This is a genomic window from Actinoplanes sp. URMC 104, from assembly GCF_051386375.1.
Classification (GTDB): domain Bacteria; phylum Actinomycetota; class Actinomycetes; order Mycobacteriales; family Micromonosporaceae; genus Actinoplanes.
The window spans coordinates 32,772-51,442 of the sequence record NZ_JBPQTO010000004.1 but is presented as its reverse complement, the minus strand read 5'-3'; the positions used below and the strand labels follow the sequence as shown (position 1 = coordinate 51,442).

13 protein-coding genes are annotated in these 18,671 nt (G+C 67.5%); 6 read left to right on the top strand and 7 right to left on the bottom strand.

What is annotated here, in order from left to right:
* The first annotated feature begins 204 nt into the window (after positions 1 to 204).
* Positions 205 to 888, top strand: coding sequence for a uridine kinase family protein (locus ACSNN8_RS14020; protein WP_436649608.1), 684 nt, complete (start codon positions 205 to 207; stop codon positions 886 to 888).
* An 858-nt stretch (positions 889 to 1,746) separates the two neighbouring features.
* Positions 1,747 to 2,040, top strand: a complete 294-nt coding sequence (locus ACSNN8_RS14015) for a hypothetical protein (protein WP_436649607.1) — start codon at positions 1,747 to 1,749, stop codon at positions 2,038 to 2,040.
* A gap of 921 nt (positions 2,041 to 2,961) precedes the next feature.
* Here the strand turns inward: ACSNN8_RS14015 and ACSNN8_RS14010 are convergent.
* The 3 genes from ACSNN8_RS14010 to ACSNN8_RS14000 form a co-directional block, all read right to left on the bottom strand.
* Positions 2,962 to 4,707 carry a methyl-accepting chemotaxis protein gene (locus tag ACSNN8_RS14010; protein WP_436649606.1) on the bottom strand — a complete coding sequence of 582 codons (1,746 nt, stop codon included), beginning with the start codon at positions 4,705 to 4,707 and terminating at the stop codon, positions 2,962 to 2,964.
* Between the two features lie 290 nt (positions 4,708 to 4,997).
* The gene (locus tag ACSNN8_RS14005) at positions 4,998 to 5,255 is read right to left on the bottom strand and encodes a hypothetical protein (protein ID WP_436649605.1); all 258 of its coding nucleotides are present in this window, start codon (positions 5,253 to 5,255) and stop codon (positions 4,998 to 5,000) included.
* A 213-nt stretch (positions 5,256 to 5,468) separates the two neighbouring features.
* Positions 5,469 to 5,948 (bottom strand): ATP-binding protein, encoded by a 480-nt coding sequence (locus ACSNN8_RS14000; protein WP_436649604.1) that lies wholly within the window; start codon positions 5,946 to 5,948, stop codon positions 5,469 to 5,471.
* A gap of 169 nt (positions 5,949 to 6,117) precedes the next feature.
* Between ACSNN8_RS14000 and ACSNN8_RS13995 the strand changes: the two genes are divergently transcribed.
* From ACSNN8_RS13995 to ACSNN8_RS13980, 4 genes are all read left to right on the top strand, one after another.
* Positions 6,118 to 7,650 (top strand): diguanylate cyclase, encoded by a 1,533-nt coding sequence (locus ACSNN8_RS13995; protein ID WP_436649603.1) that lies wholly within the window; start codon positions 6,118 to 6,120, stop codon positions 7,648 to 7,650.
* A gap of 135 nt (positions 7,651 to 7,785) precedes the next feature.
* Entirely contained in the window at positions 7,786 to 8,055 is a 270-nt protein-coding gene (locus ACSNN8_RS13990; RefSeq protein ID WP_436649602.1) for a helix-turn-helix domain-containing protein, read from the top strand.
* Positions 8,056 to 8,057: 2 nt separating this feature from the next.
* Positions 8,058 to 10,247 carry a GAF domain-containing SpoIIE family protein phosphatase gene (locus ACSNN8_RS13985; RefSeq protein ID WP_436650718.1) on the top strand — a complete coding sequence of 730 codons (2,190 nt, stop codon included), beginning with the start codon at positions 8,058 to 8,060 and terminating at the stop codon, positions 10,245 to 10,247.
* A gap of 245 nt (positions 10,248 to 10,492) precedes the next feature.
* Complete coding sequence (locus ACSNN8_RS13980; protein ID WP_436649601.1) at positions 10,493 to 12,502, top strand: amino acid transporter; 2,010 nt, start codon at positions 10,493 to 10,495, stop codon at positions 12,500 to 12,502.
* Between the two features lie 380 nt (positions 12,503 to 12,882).
* On the opposite strand, the gene ACSNN8_RS13975 is transcribed toward ACSNN8_RS13980, so the two are convergent.
* The 4 genes from ACSNN8_RS13975 to ACSNN8_RS13960 form a co-directional block, all read right to left on the bottom strand.
* On the bottom strand, positions 12,883 to 13,185 hold the full coding sequence (locus ACSNN8_RS13975; protein ID WP_436649600.1) for an STAS domain-containing protein: 303 nt from the start codon (positions 13,183 to 13,185) through the stop codon (positions 12,883 to 12,885).
* A gap of 1,062 nt (positions 13,186 to 14,247) precedes the next feature.
* Positions 14,248 to 15,633: a type VII secretion protein EccB gene (gene eccB, locus ACSNN8_RS13970; protein WP_436649599.1), complete on the bottom strand. Its 1,386-nt coding sequence runs from the start codon at positions 15,631 to 15,633 to the stop codon at positions 14,248 to 14,250.
* A 172-nt stretch (positions 15,634 to 15,805) separates the two neighbouring features.
* Entirely contained in the window at positions 15,806 to 16,555 is a 750-nt protein-coding gene (locus tag ACSNN8_RS13965; RefSeq protein ID WP_436649598.1) for a hypothetical protein, read from the bottom strand.
* A gap of 25 nt (positions 16,556 to 16,580) precedes the next feature.
* On the bottom strand, positions 16,581 to 18,455 hold the full coding sequence (locus ACSNN8_RS13960; protein WP_436649597.1) for an Hsp70 family protein: 1,875 nt from the start codon (positions 18,453 to 18,455) through the stop codon (positions 16,581 to 16,583).
* Positions 18,456 to 18,671 lie beyond the last annotated feature (216 nt).

The window sequence follows — 18,671 nt, the reverse complement described above, 5'->3', positions numbered from 1 at the left end:
CGCGACCGCGGACTGAGCCGGGCGCTCCCATGGCACCAGGCGCGTACCGCCTCGCGCCCTCGTCACCGTCAGCCTCACCGCAAGTAAGTAGACGTTGCCGTCCTGCTCGAGTCGTTTTCGCTAGGTTGACGGCGATAGGGTGAGGCAACTGGCCTACCTGTCCGGGCAGGTCCGGGCGCGTGTTCTCCTGAGACCAGGTGGGCGATGCATCTTCATCCGGGTGAGACCGAGGCCGCTGGCTGGCGTGTAGTGACCTTGGTGGACGCTGTCCGGCAACTGCGCAACGCATCGCCTGAAGTCACCGGACGTCCGCGGGTAATCGCGATCGACGGCCGAGGTGGTGCGGGCAAGACGACCCTGGCTGAACGGCTCTGCGAAGTGGCGCCTGACGCGGCCATCGTGCATACCGACGACGTCGCCTGGAACCACGCCTACTTTGCCTGGGGTGCCGTGCTGGCCAAGAACATCCTGCAACCTCTGCACCGGGGTGCGGCGGTGAACTTCCGCCCCGAGGCATGGGTCGCCCACAACCGGCCGGGTTCCATCACCGTTCCCGCCGGCGCCCAATTCGTCTTCATCGAGGGGACCGGCGTCATCCGGGAAGAGCTGGCTCGGTGGCTGGATGCCTCGGTGTGGATGCAGGGGGACCTCGATGAACAGGAGCGCCGGCTGCTCGTCCGCGACGGTGACTCCCCCGAACAGCTGGAGCACGTGGCGAACTGGCTGCTGGAGGAGCTGCCGTTCCTGGCGCGCGAACAGCCGTGGGCCAGAGCCACCATGATCGTGGGTGGTCCTGCACAGACCGACCACGACCCGGACACCCAGTTGGTCGTCGCCCCGCCGGCAGCACTGACCGTTCCGACCGGACGAGACGAGTTTCGGCCGTGACGGCCATTCAGATCACAGGCAATCCGGGGTCGGGGAAGACTTCGCTTGCATCGGAGCTCGCGCGGCGGGGATCCGCTGTTCGACGCGGACGACATCGCCGGGTGGGAGACGACATCCGGCGTGCCGGTCACACAGGCCCTTCGCGGCGTCGGACGAATGGTTCTCAATCATCGGTGGGTGTGGCCGCGCGGCCGCGTTGACGCAGTCATCGCCGAGCGTTCCAGGCCTGGCCGGCCGCTATTTGTCTGCGGAATCGCAGCCAATCAGCGCGAGATGCTGGACCTCTTCGACCACGTTTCCTGTTGACGCTCGATCACGAGACACAGGCCGAGCGGCTGAACGCGCCGTCGAACGCTCACCGAACCAACGCCCTGCGAGCACAGATCCTCGACGGCCGGCCGGTCTTCGAGGCGCAAAATGCTAGCCGCCGGGGCGATCGCTCTCGGCGGTCGCCTGCCCATCTTTCTCCTGGCAACGGAAATATCTCGGTTCGTCATGAGCCTCCTTCCGACGCGGTGATTCAACCTTGAACCCGTTTTTCCTGTCTCCTGACGAAGGTACGTCGTTCGAAGCACATAGCGGCGCAGCGCCTGACCTCAAGATGATCGCTGGTCAGGCCGCCCATGGGAGAACTTGCAAGTGGAGCTACCGTCACGTGCACCTGTTGGCCGCCGGACGTGCCGGATCGCCGCCGATTGCGGCAATATTGGTCAGCTCGACCGGCTGTGACGCCACGGCGGAGTGCGTCGGCACGGGCGGGAACGCTGGGAGTAATGCATTCTGCAGTTCATGAGATCGGGGCCGATGCTGCCGATGAGCAGACAGACGAATGGTTGAGCAACCGCGAGGAGCGTACCCATGCCTGGTGAGCCGACGACGTATGCCGATTTCGATGAGGCTTCGGTGCTCTCAGCGTTGAGCGGGCGCATGGACGCTGCGGTAGCAGTCGCCGTGTGGCGGGCGGCCGCGAAGAAGGTCGGCGCGGGCAGTCCTGTGACAACGTGGGATGAAGCTCGGCTCATCGCTGCCCATATCGAAGAGGTCGCCCAGGCGGTGAAGGCTGAAGTCGCCCGCCCCCTTCGCGTGCGGGCCATCATCAATCGGGCGATCGGTAGCGTCCCAGAACGCCGGAAGCCTTCGCGCGCCGGTTAACTATCCGGTCGGCCAGCCAATAGGCAGTCATAGCCGTCTCGAGGGTGAGCCCGTCAACGATGCCGACGAGCACTTAGTCGGTCGTCTGTGCGGTGCCGCCGCCCATGGGCGTTCCATCGCCGGATCCGATGCGGTCGACTGTCCGGCGGCTCCAGATGCGGATGACTGCGGCCTCGTAGGCGGTCAGTGTGTCGAACGAGTAACGGGCCGGGGGCAACGGTCAGCGTCGGCGCGACGTAGCGGCGCAGCTGGTCACGCACGTGATCGAGAACGCCGGCCTTGGCCATCGGGCGAGAAGCCGTCAGTGATGGTGCTCGGACAGCGCCGCGGCGAGGCAGCGCCGTGATCGTGGAGGTCACGATGCCGAGCGCAAGAGCAGGCCGAGTGGGGGTGCCCGACCGCACGATCCCAAACCTTGCCGAACATGATCGACCTGAGCGCGGGTGGCCAAATGCGGGGTCGTGGTATCGGTCATCGCCTGCGCGGCGATCTCCGGTCTGCACAGTAAGCCGTCGCTACTCGCGACGCGGCTTCCTCGTCACTTACCAGCTCGTGCACGGCAACGACTTACACCTGCACCGACTCCGTCGATCGACCTGACAGTTCATGGATCCCGATCCGCTGCGCGATCAACTCGCGGCTCCGGCCACGATCGCGTCGTAACGTCCCTTGTCACACTGCCAATCGCTCCTGCCATCGCGCACTACCCCGGGGCGCCCGCGGCGCGGCGCGGGTACCGCCGTCAGCCACCACGGCAGCCACCAAGGCCGAAGGGCAGGTCAGCTAGGTCACAGTCTTTGGGCAGCGATTACCCAGACCACTGACCCTAACCAGCGGCCAGCTGCCAAGCACCGTCGCCCCAAGCGTCGGGCGGCGACGGCCGCCCGGGCGGATTTCGCGTCCAGGCGGTGCCTGCACTGTCTAGAAAAGTTCGAACTCGGCGGTGGTATTTCTGGGTGTAGTGCTGTCCGGGCGGGCGACGGCTCGGGTGGGGGTGGGTGCCGTTGCCGGGTGGCCTGTGTCAGCAGGTGCCGTGGATGCGGAGAATCGGAATCGGGCGGCGGTCTGCTGCAGGGAGACGGCGAGGTCGGTGAGTTGCCCGGCGGCGTGGGCGACGGTGCCGGCTCCCATGCCGGTCTCGGCGGAGTGGTGAGCGACGTTCTTGATGTTGTCGCTGATGCCGGTGCTGTTGCCCGCTACCGCTGTGATCGATTTGCCGATTTCGGCGGACGTTCGGGTTTGTTGTTCAACGGCGGCGGCGATGGTGCGCTGCGCGGCGTTGATCTCCTCGATGACAGTGATGATTTCTTCCAGGGCGGTGGTGGCGGCGTGCCCGGCGACCTGGATGGCGTTGACCCGGCTGCTGATGTCGGTGGTGGCCTGCTCGGTGGCTTGGGCGAGGTCCTTGACTTCGCTGGCGACCACGGCGAAGCCCTTGCCGGCGTCGCCGGCGCGGGCGGCCTCGATGGTGGCGTTGAGCGCGAGCAGGTTGGTCTGCTGCGCGATCGTAGTGATGAGGTTGACTACGTTGCTGATCTCAACTGAAGAGGCGCCGAGGCTCGCCAGCGTGGCCTGAGTCGTTTGGGACATGCCGGCGGCGCGGTCGGCGACGGTGGCGGCCTGCGCCGCGGTGCGGGCGATCTCGCGCACGGAAGTGTTCATCTGCTCCGACGCGCCGGCCACCGAGGTGATGTCGGCCTGAATCCGCCTCGAGGAGTCGGCGACGTGGTGAGCTTGCTCGGCCGACTGCCGCGCGGTGCCGGTCATTTGATCGGCCAGTCCGGCAAGTTCCTCCGAGGAGGCAGCCAGCTCGGCAGCGTTACCCGAGATGGTGCTCATTGCGTCGGTGAGGCTGTCCAGGGCGGTGTTGAAGGCGGCGCCCATGCGGCCGATCTCATCGCTGGTGTCGACCGGCAGCCGCTGGTCGAGGCGGCCGTCAGCCAGGCCTTGCAGGACCGTGACGGTGCGCTGCAGCGGCCGGCCGATCATCCGGCCGATCCCGGCGGCCATCGCTGCGCTGAGCAGTAGTGCAAGGCCGGCGAGTCCGGCGACCAGCCGCTGGGCGCGTTGTTCATGAGCGTGGGTAATGTTCATCGCCGCGGCCGCCGCTTGGTCTTCGATCTTCGCCAGTTCGTCCAGGGCGCGCGCGGCGGCGAGAGCGTGCGGGCGTTGACTGGTGTTGCGCAGAGCGACGAAGTCAGCCAGCCGGCTCGCACGGGCCAGCGGCACTAGTTGCTCCCGGATCTGCCGCCAGCGGGTCAGGTGCTCGGCGAAGGCGTCACGGGCGGTCTCCCGGCCCCGCATGTCGGTGGCGGTGTAGGCCGCCCAGCCGGCGTCCAGCTCGTCGTCGCGTTGGACCATCTGCTTCTCGATCGCGCTCATCCCGGCCCGGTCAGGGGTGACTGCCAGGTCGGTGAGTGCGTAGCGGCTGCGCTCGAACGCGACGCTGACTGTCCGCAGATGGGAAATGGCCTGCAGACTGTCGCGATACATCGCCTCCACCTGGGCCTGAGTTCGATGCAGCGTGTAGACGGCGACACCACCGACCATCAGCAGCAATAGGCAGATCACCGTGAACGCGGCGGCGAGTTTGTGCACCACCGGCAGGTTCGCGAACCAGCCCAGCGGCGAGCGCCGCCCGGCTCGCGCTGCGGCATCAGAAGGCATGAAATCGGATCCTCGACTGACCCTCGTGCGACCACGGGCTCGCAGCCGGGGAAAGACCGAGACGAGCTCGTGCACCAGGCCACCGCGGCTCGGCACTGGACTTATCGGCAGTCTCGGCGTTGTAGTGAGCCGGACCACACCGCACACGGCGCTCGAGAGCAACGGGTATGACGAAAGCTGGCGTCGTTTCACCCGACGCCAGCCCGGTGTCGTCCCAGTGACCTTATCGGCACACCGCTACGGCTCTTGAGGCGCAGCAGTAGGCAGCAAACCGGTCGCGGTGGCGAGGATCAGCGGGAGTCGCCGTAGGCGGCCACGGTGCCGAAGCGGCCGGCGTTGGACAGTGTGGCGGCATGCCCATGCAGGCTGTCACGTACCGCAGTCATCGCGTCGATCGCAGCGAGCAGCTCAGCAGCGCCCTGGCCACCTGACTTGGCCGCCACGGCATGCGCCGCGCCGAGCAACTCCACGGTGACCGCCAGGTTCATCGCGGCGGCGGCCAGTTCTTGCGCGGCGTCTTCCTGCATCAAAAGCAGCAGCGGGTCCATGAGCAGGTAGCACCCTTTCGCTCTAGAGGCGACTTCCTGGGGTTGCCATCGGCAGGCACGGGGTGTGCGTTAGCCATCGGCCGTGAGTAAGCGGCGCTCGGCCTCAGCTTGACACGAATGAGCCTCGCGAATGCCTTGCTACCACCGCTGCCTGTTCGACCGATGCGATCGCGCGATCACCCAGCGCGGCATGTTGAGTCGTATCGCGCGTCGTTATGGCTCCGTCGTTGCCACGCCGGCATAACGGTCTACGGCGTCATGTCGTAGTGCCGCCCACACCACCTTGCCACCGTCGACGTGCCGGCACCCCCAACAGTCGGCCATCGCCGCCACGAGGGTCAGTCCCGAGCCGATGCGGTGGCCGGGCGCAGCGTCGGGCTGGCGTGCAGGTTTGGGCGGGAGGATGCGGCTGCCGTCGTGCACGACGATTATCAGGTGGCGGCGGCTGCGTATCAGCCGCAGGTCAGCTAGCGTTCGCGCGTGTACGGCCGCGTTGGTGACCAGCTCCGTGACCACCACACAGGCCCGCGCGAGCAGATACGGCATCTGCCACTGAAGGCACGCCTGAGTGACCACGTTCCGAGCGTGCCGCGCCGCCCCAGGAAGCGGCAGCAGCACCTCATCGACGCGCACCGCGAACCGGCCGCCCGGCTCGGACACCGGCCACCACGGCACACTTTCGCTCGTATTCACCGCACGTGCATTCCCCTATTGCGAGCGATATTCGCCGCCTACTGTCCGTCAGGCCGGGCTACGGGGCGAAGCGGGACGCCGGCTCGGCAGGAGGTGCAGTGTTGGGCTGCGTGGGGAGCGGTTGGGGTGCCGAGTTCAGTTTCGCTGCCGCGGTGTCGACGGTTGGTGCATGCAGACACAGGGAAGCATCACGGCACCGGCGGCCGGTGAGCGAGCGCTTGCCGGGCTGCTGCGCACAGCGGCAGGCAGCAGCGAGCAGCGTATACAGCAGGCATTGGGGCTGTTGGTGGAGCAGCTCGGTATGGACCTCGCCTATGTCAGCGCATTCCGCGACGGCCAGCGGGTCGTTACGCACAGCGTGTCAGTCCCGGGCGGCCCTGTGTTGCCGGTCGGCACGTCACACCCGATCGAGGAGACGTTGTGTCACCTGGTCGCTGCCGGTGAGCTGCCGATCCTGGTCGGTGACGCCGCCGCTGAGCCGAGGATGGCCGAGCACCCGCACACCACCGCGTTCGGCGTGGCGGCCTACGCCGGTATCCCGCTGACAGTCGACGGGCGTGTGCACGGTGCGCTGTGCTGCGCTGCCACAACACCCGCAGCCACCCTGAACCCGCGCGACGAGGGCACCGTGCGCGCCGTCGCCGGTTACATCAGCGAACTGCTCACCAACGGCGTGCACAGGCCGGCCGAAGCAGGGCTGCGGCAACTGGCCGCCGCGGTCGCTGCCGGACATGACCTGCAAGCTCTGACCCGACCGCTGCTGCAACTGCTGCAAGACATCACCGGCCTGGAATCGACCTTCCTCACTCTGGTCGACACCAGCGCCGACGAACTCGTCATCGCCTACGCCCACAACACCGATGACCTGGTCATTCCGGAAGGTGCCACGTCGAGCTGGCATGAGTCGCTGTGCCGGCGCGCTCTCGACGAGGGACGCGCCACCATCACCGACGTACCCACTGCATGGCCCAGTGCTGCCATCGCGCAGGAGCTGGGCATCACCTCTTTCGTCAGCGTGCCTGTACGCGACGCCCACGACGGCATGCTAGGCACACTGTGCGGCGCCAGCAGCCGTAATACGGCCGTCGACGAACAGAACCTGGCCATCATGACGACCTTCGCGCAGCTGCTCAGCGCGCAACTGGCCCGCGAGACCGCACACCAGATGCGCGCCGCCCAGGCAAGCGTCCTCGAGCAGCGCATGAACAGCCTTCGTGAGGCCGCCGAACGCGACCCGCTCACCGGGTTGGGCAACCGCGCCGGCATCCACCGTTGGCTGCACAACGCCCTCGACAGCATCGCGTCCAGCACGCAGCAACTCGCCGTCGCGTTCATCGACCTCGACCGGTTCAAAACCGTCAACGACACCTACGGCCACGCTACGGGCGATGAGATCCTGCGCCGCCTCGCCCTGTCGCTGTCCCACACCGGGCGTGCCGGCGACCTGCACGGCCGCCTCGGCGGCGACGAATTCATCGTCGCCGCGCTGCTTCCGGCTGACGCCTGCGTATCGAACTGGACGCAGAGGGTACGTGCCGCAGCTGTCGCCGACCTCGACAAGCTGCATGTAACCGGCAGTGTCGGCGTCATCACCTGCGCTCCCGGCAGCCGCGGCATCAGCGTCGACGACCTCCTCGATCGCGCCGACCACGCCATGTACCAGGCGAAGCACGCCGACCGTGGCACGCATAGCCGACGATAAGCCGCTCTGAGGCAGCGCGGGGCACGGTCCGCTGGCCGTTCCCCCAACGGACACATGGCGGCTCTGCCGAGGTCGGACGCTGATCAGCGGAGCGGGTGTCACACATAGCGTGTCCGCTGGCTTATCCAATGAGCAGTGGGTTATCCGGTACGCTGCGGCCGTGACCGCGAGGTTGACCTGCTGCGCATGCGCACTCGCGAAGGCATAGCCATCGCCCGCGCCAAAGAAAAACTCCAAGGCCGCGCGCCGAAACTGTCCGCGGCCGCTCAGGTGCACCCGATCAAGCTGCACGCCACTGGCGAACACACCCACGCCGAGCTGGGTGAGCTGTTCCAGGTGTCCCGGCAGACGGTGTACCGAGTCATCGAACGTGCCGCAGCCAGCAGACCGGGCATCGTCGCGTGAACATGCCGGGCGCTGACGATCCGGTGGTGCATCGGCCCGTGCACGACCGCGCGGCCGCCGCCGGGACGCTGAACCGGCTGGCACGAGACGCGGCGCTGGAGAATCTGTCGGAAGCGGTGACGCTGTCGACCGCAGTACGCGACGCAGCTGGAACGGCCATCGACATGCGGCTGGGCTACCTGAACGCGGCCGCCCGGGCCGGTCACCCCGAACCGGACCGCGTGATCGGCGGGTTGTGCAGCCAGTTGTGGCCGCAGATGCTGGCCAACGGCACGTTCGCCGTCTGCATGCGGGTGCTCAACACCGGCGTACCCGAGTCGGGTCGCTTTCACTGGACCGAGGAGCAGACCTACCGGCCCGGCGGCTACACGTACCACGCCAGCCGCATCGGCGCCGACACTCTGCTGTGGGAACTGCGCGACGCCGGCATCGACCTGGCCCGCGCCGAGGTCCTGACCACCATCACTGCGCAACTGGCCGCCGCGGACACCCCGGCCGCCGTGGTCGACACGCTGATCGTGCACGGGGTGGCCGCTGTGGGCGCTGACAGCGGCGGCGTGGTCGTACCCGATGTCACAGGACGTCGGTTCGTCGTGGCCTCCAGCCACAACACCTCCACCACGGTGCCGGACCGACTCGCATTCGACATCGACGCGCCCTACCCGATGGCCCACGTGCTGCGCACCAGCCAGCCGATGTACTTCACCCACGCCGCCGAGCGGGCAGCCGCCTTCCCGCAGGCCGAACAGTTCTTCACCGACCACACCATCAGCACGGCGGTATTACCGCTGACCGTTGACGACCGGCTGCTCGGAGCAGTCAGCTTCCACTTCGCCACCCAGCACACTTTCGACCCCACCGAACGAGCGTTCCTGACCGCTCTGGCCAGCCAGTGCGCTCAAGCGCTGGACCGCACCCGCCACCGGGAGGCCTCCGCGCGTGCCTACACCCAGTTGGAGATCCTGTCGGCGCTCAGTGACCCGCTGGCGGCCGCAGCAGACGAGCAGGAAATCTTCGACTCACTGCTCGCGACGATCGTGCCCCGCCTGTCCAGCGGCGCGCTGATCCACCTCGCCGAGCCGAAAGCCGCGCCGCGCCTGGCGGCCAGCACGGACACCGATCCCGGCCGGCTGACGGCCTTGCACGCCCTGCTCCAGCGCTTCCCCCCGGCCGCGGACTCACCCGCCGGCGTCGGCTGGGTACTGCGCACCGGGCAGCCCGAGCTGGTCGTCGACCCGGCCGCCGCATTCGACCGGTTCGCCCGCAACGCCGAGCACCGCGCTGCCCTGGCCGAGGCGACAGCATCCTCGTGGCTGGTCACCCCGATGCAACACGCCGACCGACGTATCGGCACTCTCACTCTGATCCGCCGCGACGAGGAACCATTCATCGATCGCGACATCAGCTTCGCGACCGAGCTCGGTCGCCGGACCGCCGCCGCCGTGGAACGCATCCGCGCCTTCAACCAGCAACGCCAAGTCGCTCACCTGCTTCAACAAGGTCTGCTACCCCGGAAACTCCCGACGATTCCTGGGCTGAACTTCGGCAGCTGCTACCACACCAGCGAACGCGGCCTGGAAGCCGGCGGCGACTTCTACGACGTGTTCACCGCCCCCGACGGGCGGCTCGTAGCCACCATCGGCGACATCTGCGGCACCGGCCCGATCGCGGCATCCCGCACCGCACTGGTCCGGCACAGCACCCGCGCCTTCGGTCGGCTCCTGCCCGCCGCCGACCAGGCTGTGGCCGCCGTCAACACCGCCCTGCTCGAAGAGACCACCGACGGCAGGTTCTGCACCCTCGCCTACGCCACGTTCAACCTCGGCACCAGCCCCGTGCAGATGGATCTCACCCTTGCAGGGCATCCACAACCGGTCCTGCGGCGCGCTGACGGCCATGTGCAGCCGCTTGGCACCAACGGCGTCGCGCTCGGCGTTACACGCCGGCCGCGCCACACGGTCACCCGGCACGAGTTGCACCCCGGCGACACAGTCCTGCTGTACACCGATGGCGCCAGCGAACGCCGCACCGGCGACACCTTCCTCGGCGACACCGGACTACACCGCATCATCGCCCAAGCACCCACGGGGACCGCCGCCGACCTGGTCAACCACGTCCACAAGAAAGTCGTCGGCTTCAGCGACCACCCCATGCACGACGACCTGGCCATCCTCGCCATCCAAATCGAGTGACGCCCTTCTCGGCCGACGGACGCGGTAACTCCGTGAGCACCGCGGCCGATGCCCCGCTGCCCCCATGACTGGGCGTCGGCGCCGGAATACGAGCTCAATGGCTGCGGTCCTGGGATGCAGCGACGCGTGTGCTTGCGCAGGGCCATTTCGGGGGAAGCATGCCTCTGCGGCAGCTTGCTCAAAAGGGCAGCCGTAGCGTGACAAGGGCGGTACGGCACCGCCGCAGCCACTACGGGAAGTGAGCCATGAGCACGATCGACGAGGCCGAGGCCTCCGGTCCGAGGCCCGCGTACGCGCTTCCTGCGGTCGTGGACACACCGGCACGGCGCGACCGCCGCAGCGGAACGCTACCGACGTGGCTGCTCAAGCACCAGGTCCAGCCGGTCGGCCGGGCTGCCGACGAGGCACACGCTGAGCACCACGCCTGGTGGAAGGTGATGTGCCTGACCGGTGTCGACTACTTCTCCAGCCTCGCCTACGTGCCGGCGATCGCCGCGGCCGCAGCCGGAGCCGTGTCCCCACTTGCCACGCTGCTGATCGTGGGGTTGACACTGCTCGGGATGCTGCCGATGTACCGGCGGGTGGCCAAGGAGAGCCCGCACGGCGCCGGATCGGTGGCCATGCTGGAACGACTACTGCCGTTCTGGCGCGGGAAGATCTTCGTGCTTGTGCTGCTGGGATTCGTCGCCACGTCGTGGATCATCACCATCACTCTGTCGGCCGCTGACGCCAGCTTGCACGTACTGGAGAACCCGCACGCCCCACAGTTCCTGCACGGCCACGCGGTCGCCCTCACGGTCGTTCTGCTGCTCGTGCTGGGTGGGGTGTTTCTGCTTGGATTCAGCGAGGCCGTCAGCGTCGCCATCCCTTTGGTGGCGGTGTTCCTCGGCCTGAACGCTGTGATCATCGGCGTCGGCATCGTCGAGATCGTCACCACTCCCGGCGCTTGGTCGGCGTGGACGACTGCGCTGACCGCCGGTGGCGGCAGCGCCGGTGACTTGGTCGTGCCTGCCTTGGTTGCGTTCCCGCTGCTGGTGTTGGGCCTATCCGGGTTTGAGACCGGCGTGAGCATGATGCCGCTGGTTGCCGCCACCGGCGCGGACGAGCAGCAACGCCTGCGCTCCCGAATCCAGAACACCCGCAAGTTGCTCACCGGCGCTGCTCTGATCATGAGCGTGTACCTGCTCGCCAGCAGCCTCGTCACGACGGTGCTCATTCCCGCCGGCGAGTTTGCTGAAGGCGGCGCCGCCAACGGCCGTGCGCTGGCGTGGCTGGCGCACGAACAACTCGGTGAGGTGTTCGGCACCGTCTATGACATGAGCACCGTACTGATTCTGTGGTTCGCCGGTGCATCCGCGATGGCTGGTCTGGTCAACATCGTGCCGCGCTACCTGCCGGGGTACGGCATGGCTCCCGAATGGGGACGCGCCGTACGGCCGGTCGTGCTCGTCTACACGATCATCAGCATCGTCATCACGATGGCGTTCGACGCCGACGTCGATGCCCAGGCCGGCGCCTACGCCACCGGCATCCTGGCCATGATGGTGTCCGGGGCGTTCGCGGTCACCGTCGCCGTGTTCCGAGCCCGGCAGCATCTCGCCGGCATCGGTTTCGGGCTGCTGACCGCAATCCTGTGCTACGCGCTGGTCGAGAACGTGATAGACAAGCCTGACGGCATCACCATCTCGGCCATGTTCATCGCCGGCATCATCGTCGTCTCGCTGGTCTCCCGGGTATCACGGACCACCGAACTACGCGCCGACCGCATCGAGTTCGACGACAACGCCCGCCGGTTCATCACCGACACCATCGCCTACGACGGGCAGATCAACCTCATCGCCAACCGTCGGCAGACCGGCGACGCCGCCGAGTATGCGGCTAAAGAGCGTGAGCAGCGCGGCGACAACCCCGTCCCCGGCAGCGCCGACGTGATCTTCCTAGAGATCGACGTCGTGGACCCGTCGACTTTCAGCGACGCCCTAAGCGTCCGCGGTGTGGAGATCGACGGTCACCGCGTGCTCCGCGCTGCGGCTCCCGCCGCGCCGAACGCCATCGCCGTGATTCTGCTGGCATTGCGGGACTGCACGGGGGTACGCCCCCACTGCTATTTCGCCTGGGCCGAAGGCAGCCCACTGGTGCACATGGTTCGCTACTTCCTGCTCGGCCGCGGCGACACCGCCCCCGTCGCCCGCGAGATCATCCGCGAACACGAGAAAGACCCCGCTCGTCGCCCCGGCATCCACGTCGGCGCGTGAACAGCCCCGAAGGAGCGGGTCTCTTGGGCGCCGCCGCACGCTCACTCGGGAGGTGCGCGTGCGGAGGGTTGCACCCGCATACCGCGCAGTGGTTCGCACGGAGATACGTTCGGTGACGACCATGGTCGTCGAGTTGTAGGCGATCGGTCCCTTACTCGGTGGCGATCCGCATTGAGTCGGCTTCCACCGACTTGAATGGTCCGGAAAGCCGTGAGCTTACTCGAGAGGTCTGGAGGTCGTCGTCCTAGATGTAAGGGCACCGGACAGCCGCCCGAGACCCCATACCGCGACGCGCTCACCGGCAACTTCCCAGCTAACCCGGCGGCTGCCGAGAGTCGCCCGGCGAGGATCCGGATGAGGGGCGTTAGCGCGATACATGCTTACGACTGGGTGAGAGTGTGCAGCATGCCGGTGATTTCTAGTACGCGGCACACCTCCGGCCGCACTCTGATCAGTCGGAAGCTGATGCCTCGCTCGGCGGCGAGGAAGTAGCTTCGGTCGAACGCCGCAATGCCGGAGGAGTCGCAGAACGTAACATCGGCCATGTCGACGATCACACTGACCGTGCCGGCGGTGAAGATGGCGTCCGTCATCGCCGTGGCGAGCCGTACAACGGTCGCCATGTCGATCTCGCCTGCGGCCTGTATCCGCGTCACTCCGTTGCTGCTGTCGGCGATTTTCACAATCATGATGACGCCGCCGTTCGTGCCGGGAGCGCTCTGTTTGCGTTCGTTGAGCGTTTGGAGTCGATCCGTTGTGTGACTCGCATGTCGTGGGAGCGGGCGTCGGCCCGGCAATCCATCCAACGATATCCACGGGTGTGCTCCTGAGCCTAGCCGCAGAAGTGTTCGACCCGATCTGGCACTGCGCACCACCGACCGTGGCGTTGGCACCCGTACCAGCCTATCGGGGTTGAATCGGGCGGACCGGGCGCCGAGATCTGTTTCCGCCCACGGCGCTGAACTCTACGAGACCGAATACCCGTGGCTCGAGTGGTCGGCACTGAGGCCTTCGCGACCGGTCAGTTAGGAGGGTGGAGTCATCGGATGGCTTTGGCGGACGACGCGCGTGGCCTCTTCCAGCTCGAGCGTCGAAGCATAGATCACTCCGCTTCGCTGCCATTGACGTCGTTGAGCACGGGAGACCGGCGTCCAGCGCGGTGATGCAGCGGCCCACAGCGTCCCTCCCCCGCCGCCGGTCACCTTGTGCGCATCGAAGGTAGTCCGTACGGGGCTATGTCGAGTGAACAAGTGTCGCGTCACTACGACAGTTGGCGCCCTGGCGCGATCGGTCGCGGCTGCGAGCCAGTCCTCCAGGTCGGATCGTTCGATCCGCCATACGACATGCAGTGTATGCATCGGCAACCAGGCGCGCCGGTGCCGAGTGCGAGCCAGGACAACGTTATCGTCGGAGTTTTCGTATATCACCGGTACCGGTCGCAGCTGCGAAACGGCAGCGATGAAGGCTGATGTTGCGGCGGCGTAGTCCGAGCGTGATCGCCAGAACCATGCGCTGTGGAGCAGTTTGGCTGCCGCGACCAGGTAGAAGATGGCGGCGAGGGCGCACAGGACGATGACCGCAGTACTCGGTCGCAGCCAGAGCAGCGCGCCTGATAGGGGTCCGGCCACTACGGTAAAGACCACGAACGGCCGCCACGCCGGCCGGTCGGGGACCAGGCGGGGGCTAGGCACGCCGGTATCTTTCCACGACGGCTCCGCTAGTTCGGTGAAGGACTGGCGTAGACGTCAATCGGCTGTCGCCGGCTGCTTGGCGCGCTCGGGATCGAGCGGTGGCCCGGGCGACACGAGGCTCAGGACTTCACCGGGCACGGCGGCGGGTTTGACCTTGCCGTAGCCAAGTCTGGCCAATAGATCTGGGCTGGCCAGTGGATGCATGGTTCCGGTGTCAGTGATGACGGCCACTGTTCCCGCGGGTGGGGCGTCCGGTCCCGCCGCGGAGACGACGACGGCGCCGGCTCCTCTAGGCACGAACACGGCGTCGGCCCGTACTTGGCTCGAGACGGTGGAAGCGGGGATCGCCGTGCCGTCCGGGATCGTGGGATCGATGCGGATGCCGTCTTTGGTCGCGTCCCGGATCGGCACGGTGATGCACGCGCGTTGCGGAGTGCCCTCAGCCAGAGTGGGCACTGTCGCCGGCAGCCCACCGGGCTCCCCTGCGTCCGTGACCTTGGTTCGTGAGGGACGTAGGTCGACGAAGTTGTTGACCGGGACCGGTGCTCGAGCACCAGGACGGGCCTGGAAAAGCTGCGCCTGCATCGGTGTGATGGCGGCAACGCCGTCGGACAACAGCACCGCGAACTGCGTTCCGCCTAGGTCGGTCAGCACTTGGCCGATCTTGACCCCTTGCACAGGCGATTGCCCGGGAGGGTCGGGCAGCTGCGGTGCGGTCAGGTCGGGTCCGCTGGGGATGGCGTTGATCCAGGCGGCGGCCACCGGCCAGGGTGTCTGAGCCGCCCAGCCGAGCGCGCGCTGTGTCCGCAGTTCCGTTCCCGCGGGAATGGTGAATCGGCGGTTGCCGTCGATGAGGGAGACTCGCCCGTTAGGCGCTCGAACCAGGAGAGCTTCCCGGGTCGTGGTCGCCAAGCGGCCGTCCGATGGCCTCGTGCCGACCAGCACGGTCGACCACGACACGGTTCCTCGGCGCTGGGTACAGACCGACCAGGGGCCGCTGAGCAGGGAAGATTGCTGCGGCAGTGAGTCTGGTGCCCCGGGGATCCCCAGCTCGGGACCGAGGGGGACATCGGCCAGCTTGCGTGACGATACGGTTCTCACCGGAGGTGGTGAGCCTTCGGCGAGTAGGAGGCCGGAACTGTAGTTGAGTACAGGATGCAGCCGGTTGTCGGCTTTCAGGAACACGAATTGGGCGCCGGTGCCCTTCTCCTGCAGGATGACGCCGGCGTCGCGCGGGCTCGTGGTGCTGTTGCCGGTGAGCACGCCGTAGACCGTCACGGCGCCGACAGCTAGGGCTGCGATCAGCAAACTGACCAGCGCTGTCATGCCTGCTCGGCGCATCGGCGAGCGGGCAGGGTCCGGGTCTTGGCTGATCAACGCTGCCACCACACGCTGGTTCGCGTACTGGTAGGAGTGGAGCTGATCCTGGCGACTCGGCATGACTTTCACTGTAGAGGTCCGTCTCGATGCCAGGACGGGTGCCGATTCCGGCAACGCGAGAGGGGCACCGTTGATGACGGCCTGCCAACGGCTGCCCCGGGCGGTTACGTCGCTTCCGCCGCCAGCGGCCGGCCGACCTTTTGATCGTGGCCGCGCTGCGGCGCACCGGCGCTCACCTCCTACACCGCTGGTGCTCCGTCACGATCAAGACGGCAATACTGGTAGCGATGAGCAAGGCGGTGCGAAGGTGCCTGCTGTCGCCCGCGCCTTGCCGTACGAGCCGGCCACGGAGTGCGCGGGCGCCCTGTCCTCGGCGTGCCCGGGTACGACCAGGTGTCGTGACCTGGTCGTCGAGTTCGATGGTTGGTGACGCCGTGACCGGAGAACTTGTCCGTGGCAGGCGGCTCGGCGGGCTGCCCTGGTTCACGGCAGCGAGCAGAGTCGCAAGGCTGCGCAGAGTGCCGGTGAGCGCTGGATCGGCTCGCTCGTCGACCACGACGGATGGGTGCGACTCCCCGGGACGCCAGTTGAGCTCGTAGGCGCGTGTGTCTATGTCCAAGGCCTGAATGCGGTATGCCAGGGTTGGTTCGCCACCGCTGTCATAAACAGTGTCGTAGCCGATCCCCGCTGCTAGTACTTCGCGGCGTGACGCGCCAAGAAGCGGCTTGGTGCTGCCGGGAGTGTGGTGCGAGTCGGACAGGCGCCGCGCGACGTCGCGAAGTAAATCTGCTGACTGACGCCGCGGATAGCCCTCTGCCAGCTTCGCCCGGTGAACGTCTATCTGAAGTGCGTGCCGGTGAGCGCGACTGCTTCTTCGATGCAGGAGCAGCAAGGTCGGCGGCCGGGGGATTTCATGCAGGCCGGTGTCGGCCGATGCGATCAGTCGGGTGGTGATGGCGTGGACGGTGTCGAACGGCAACACGGACTGGCTCCTCCAATCGACGTTTCTACCCAAGGCCGCTCTGTGACGGAAGCTCCTGTGACTGGAAGTGAGGGGCGAACGGCCGCGCATGGCGGTTGGTCGCCGCCCACGTGCGCATGCCGTATAAGGCGGCCACGCTGAGGGCGTAGATGACGGCGATCGTTTCTGGGCCCGATCGCGACAGGACGAGGGTGAACAGCGCGGTGAAAACGGCGAGGATCGTCCGCCCGGCCGGATTGCGCACGAGAGTACAAGCGATGGCGATGCCGGTGAGCAGTCCGCCGGCGGTGCCGATAGTGCCGCCCCATCCGTTGAGCGCAGCCGGCAGCGAGCCTTGCCACCACAATGCGACGGCCACGATGCCGGCCGTCGCGGTGATCACCGAAGAGGCGGGGAAGGTGAGCAGGCGGTCCCATCCGCCCGCGGGCGGGTGGGACGTTTTGTGGCTAACTGCGGCGAGGACTACGGCGACACCGAGGAGGGGTAGGAGCGGTAGCAGCGCCCACCGCATGAGCGCGGATACCGGTAGCGCGAAGAACTCGGCCGCGGTCACCGCGAACAGCCCAGCGAGTGCGGCGCTGAGGCCGGCCGAGGCGAGCAATCCGCCGGCGATCCGCGACGGCGCCGCGCCGGTCGGATCCGTCTCGGGATTGCGCTGGGCGAGCAGCGCCGCCAGCAGCCCGGCGGCTTGCAGCGCTGTTACGGAGATCAGGACGCAGGCGGTGGTGAGTTCGCCCCAGCTGGCCAGAACGTAGTAGCCGGGGCGGGACCGCTGCGGAGTGCCGTTGTTGAAGTCGGCCGACAGAAGGAAATGGGCGTAGAGAACCAGGGCCGCCAGCCCGGGCAGGGCCATGCCGAGCAGCCGGCGTAGCGGCGGCAGCGCCACCAGCTCATGGTCGGGCCCGGCCGGGGCGGGCGGTGCACCGGCGCTGACCGCTGCGGCGATGCCCGGGCAGGGACCGACCTGCACCGGCCGGCTAAGTTTCGCCGCGATCATGGTGCCCGCGCCAGGTGTTGCTGCCGCTGCTCCGATGAGGTGCACCGCGCCGATTTGATCGAGAGTCAGATCGGCGTTGGCGACTGCGGTGGCGGCCAGCGCCGCGGCCCGGTCGGCGATCGGCTGGGATACCTGCTGGAGCAAGGCGGCGGTGACCACAACCGCCGGCTCGCCGGGCAGCAGCGGTACGGTCACGGCCGCTTGGCCGGTCAGAGCCTGTTTCGCGGTGCGGATGGCCGCCACGAGGGTCCACCGTCCGCCGGCTGTGAGCTGTTCGAGCTGATCTCCGGCCAGCGCGGCAGTCAGTGCGGCGTCGATTCGGTTCCCACCGGCGTCCGGGTCGGTAAGGGTGGACAACACTTCCCATCCGGCAGGTCCGTGCGCCACGACGGTGACCTCGCAGCCAGAGCCCATGTCTATGACCAGGGCAGTGGTCCCCAACGGCGATGCGCCCGCGGGCATGGCGGCCTGTGCGACCGCGATGGGCGTGTCGAGCATTCGGGTCACCGGTAGGCCGGCGCTCCGGCAGGCATGCCGCATCCAGGTACGGCGGCGCGGCCCCCACCCGGCAGGAACGACCAATCGCACCTCGCGGACCGGTGTCCCGGCGGCCCGGACGGCTTCGGCATGCACATGGCTCAGCGTCGCCGCGACCAGGTCGGCGACCTCCCACGCTGTGCCCCGCACATCCAGCTGACCGGTACCGGCGTGCAGTGGCGAGGGCACGAACCCGTCGGGATCGCTTTCGGCGAGCTGCCACGCCCGGGCGCCGATGACCAGCTGCCCGTCGCTCACATGCACGGCGCTGGACAGTTCCACCTGCCCGTCGAAGATCAGCGGCGTCCGGCTACCCCGCCACGTCAGCACCGCCCGCGTGGCGACCGACCCGTAATCGATCGTCAACTGTGGATACACAGCGGCCAGTTATACAGACAAACGCCGATGAAATCTCCGACGCAAGTGCGCACTGTTTCGGCGTGAACCATGCGGTCGGTCGCGCCGTGTCCCAGTGTGTACGAGCTCTTAGGAGGTCGACGGTCCGCCACAACATGGCGGGCCGAGTGCCGATGCCCGGCACCAACTGCCATCGCCGGGCCTCGAGGCCGTACCCGTTGACCT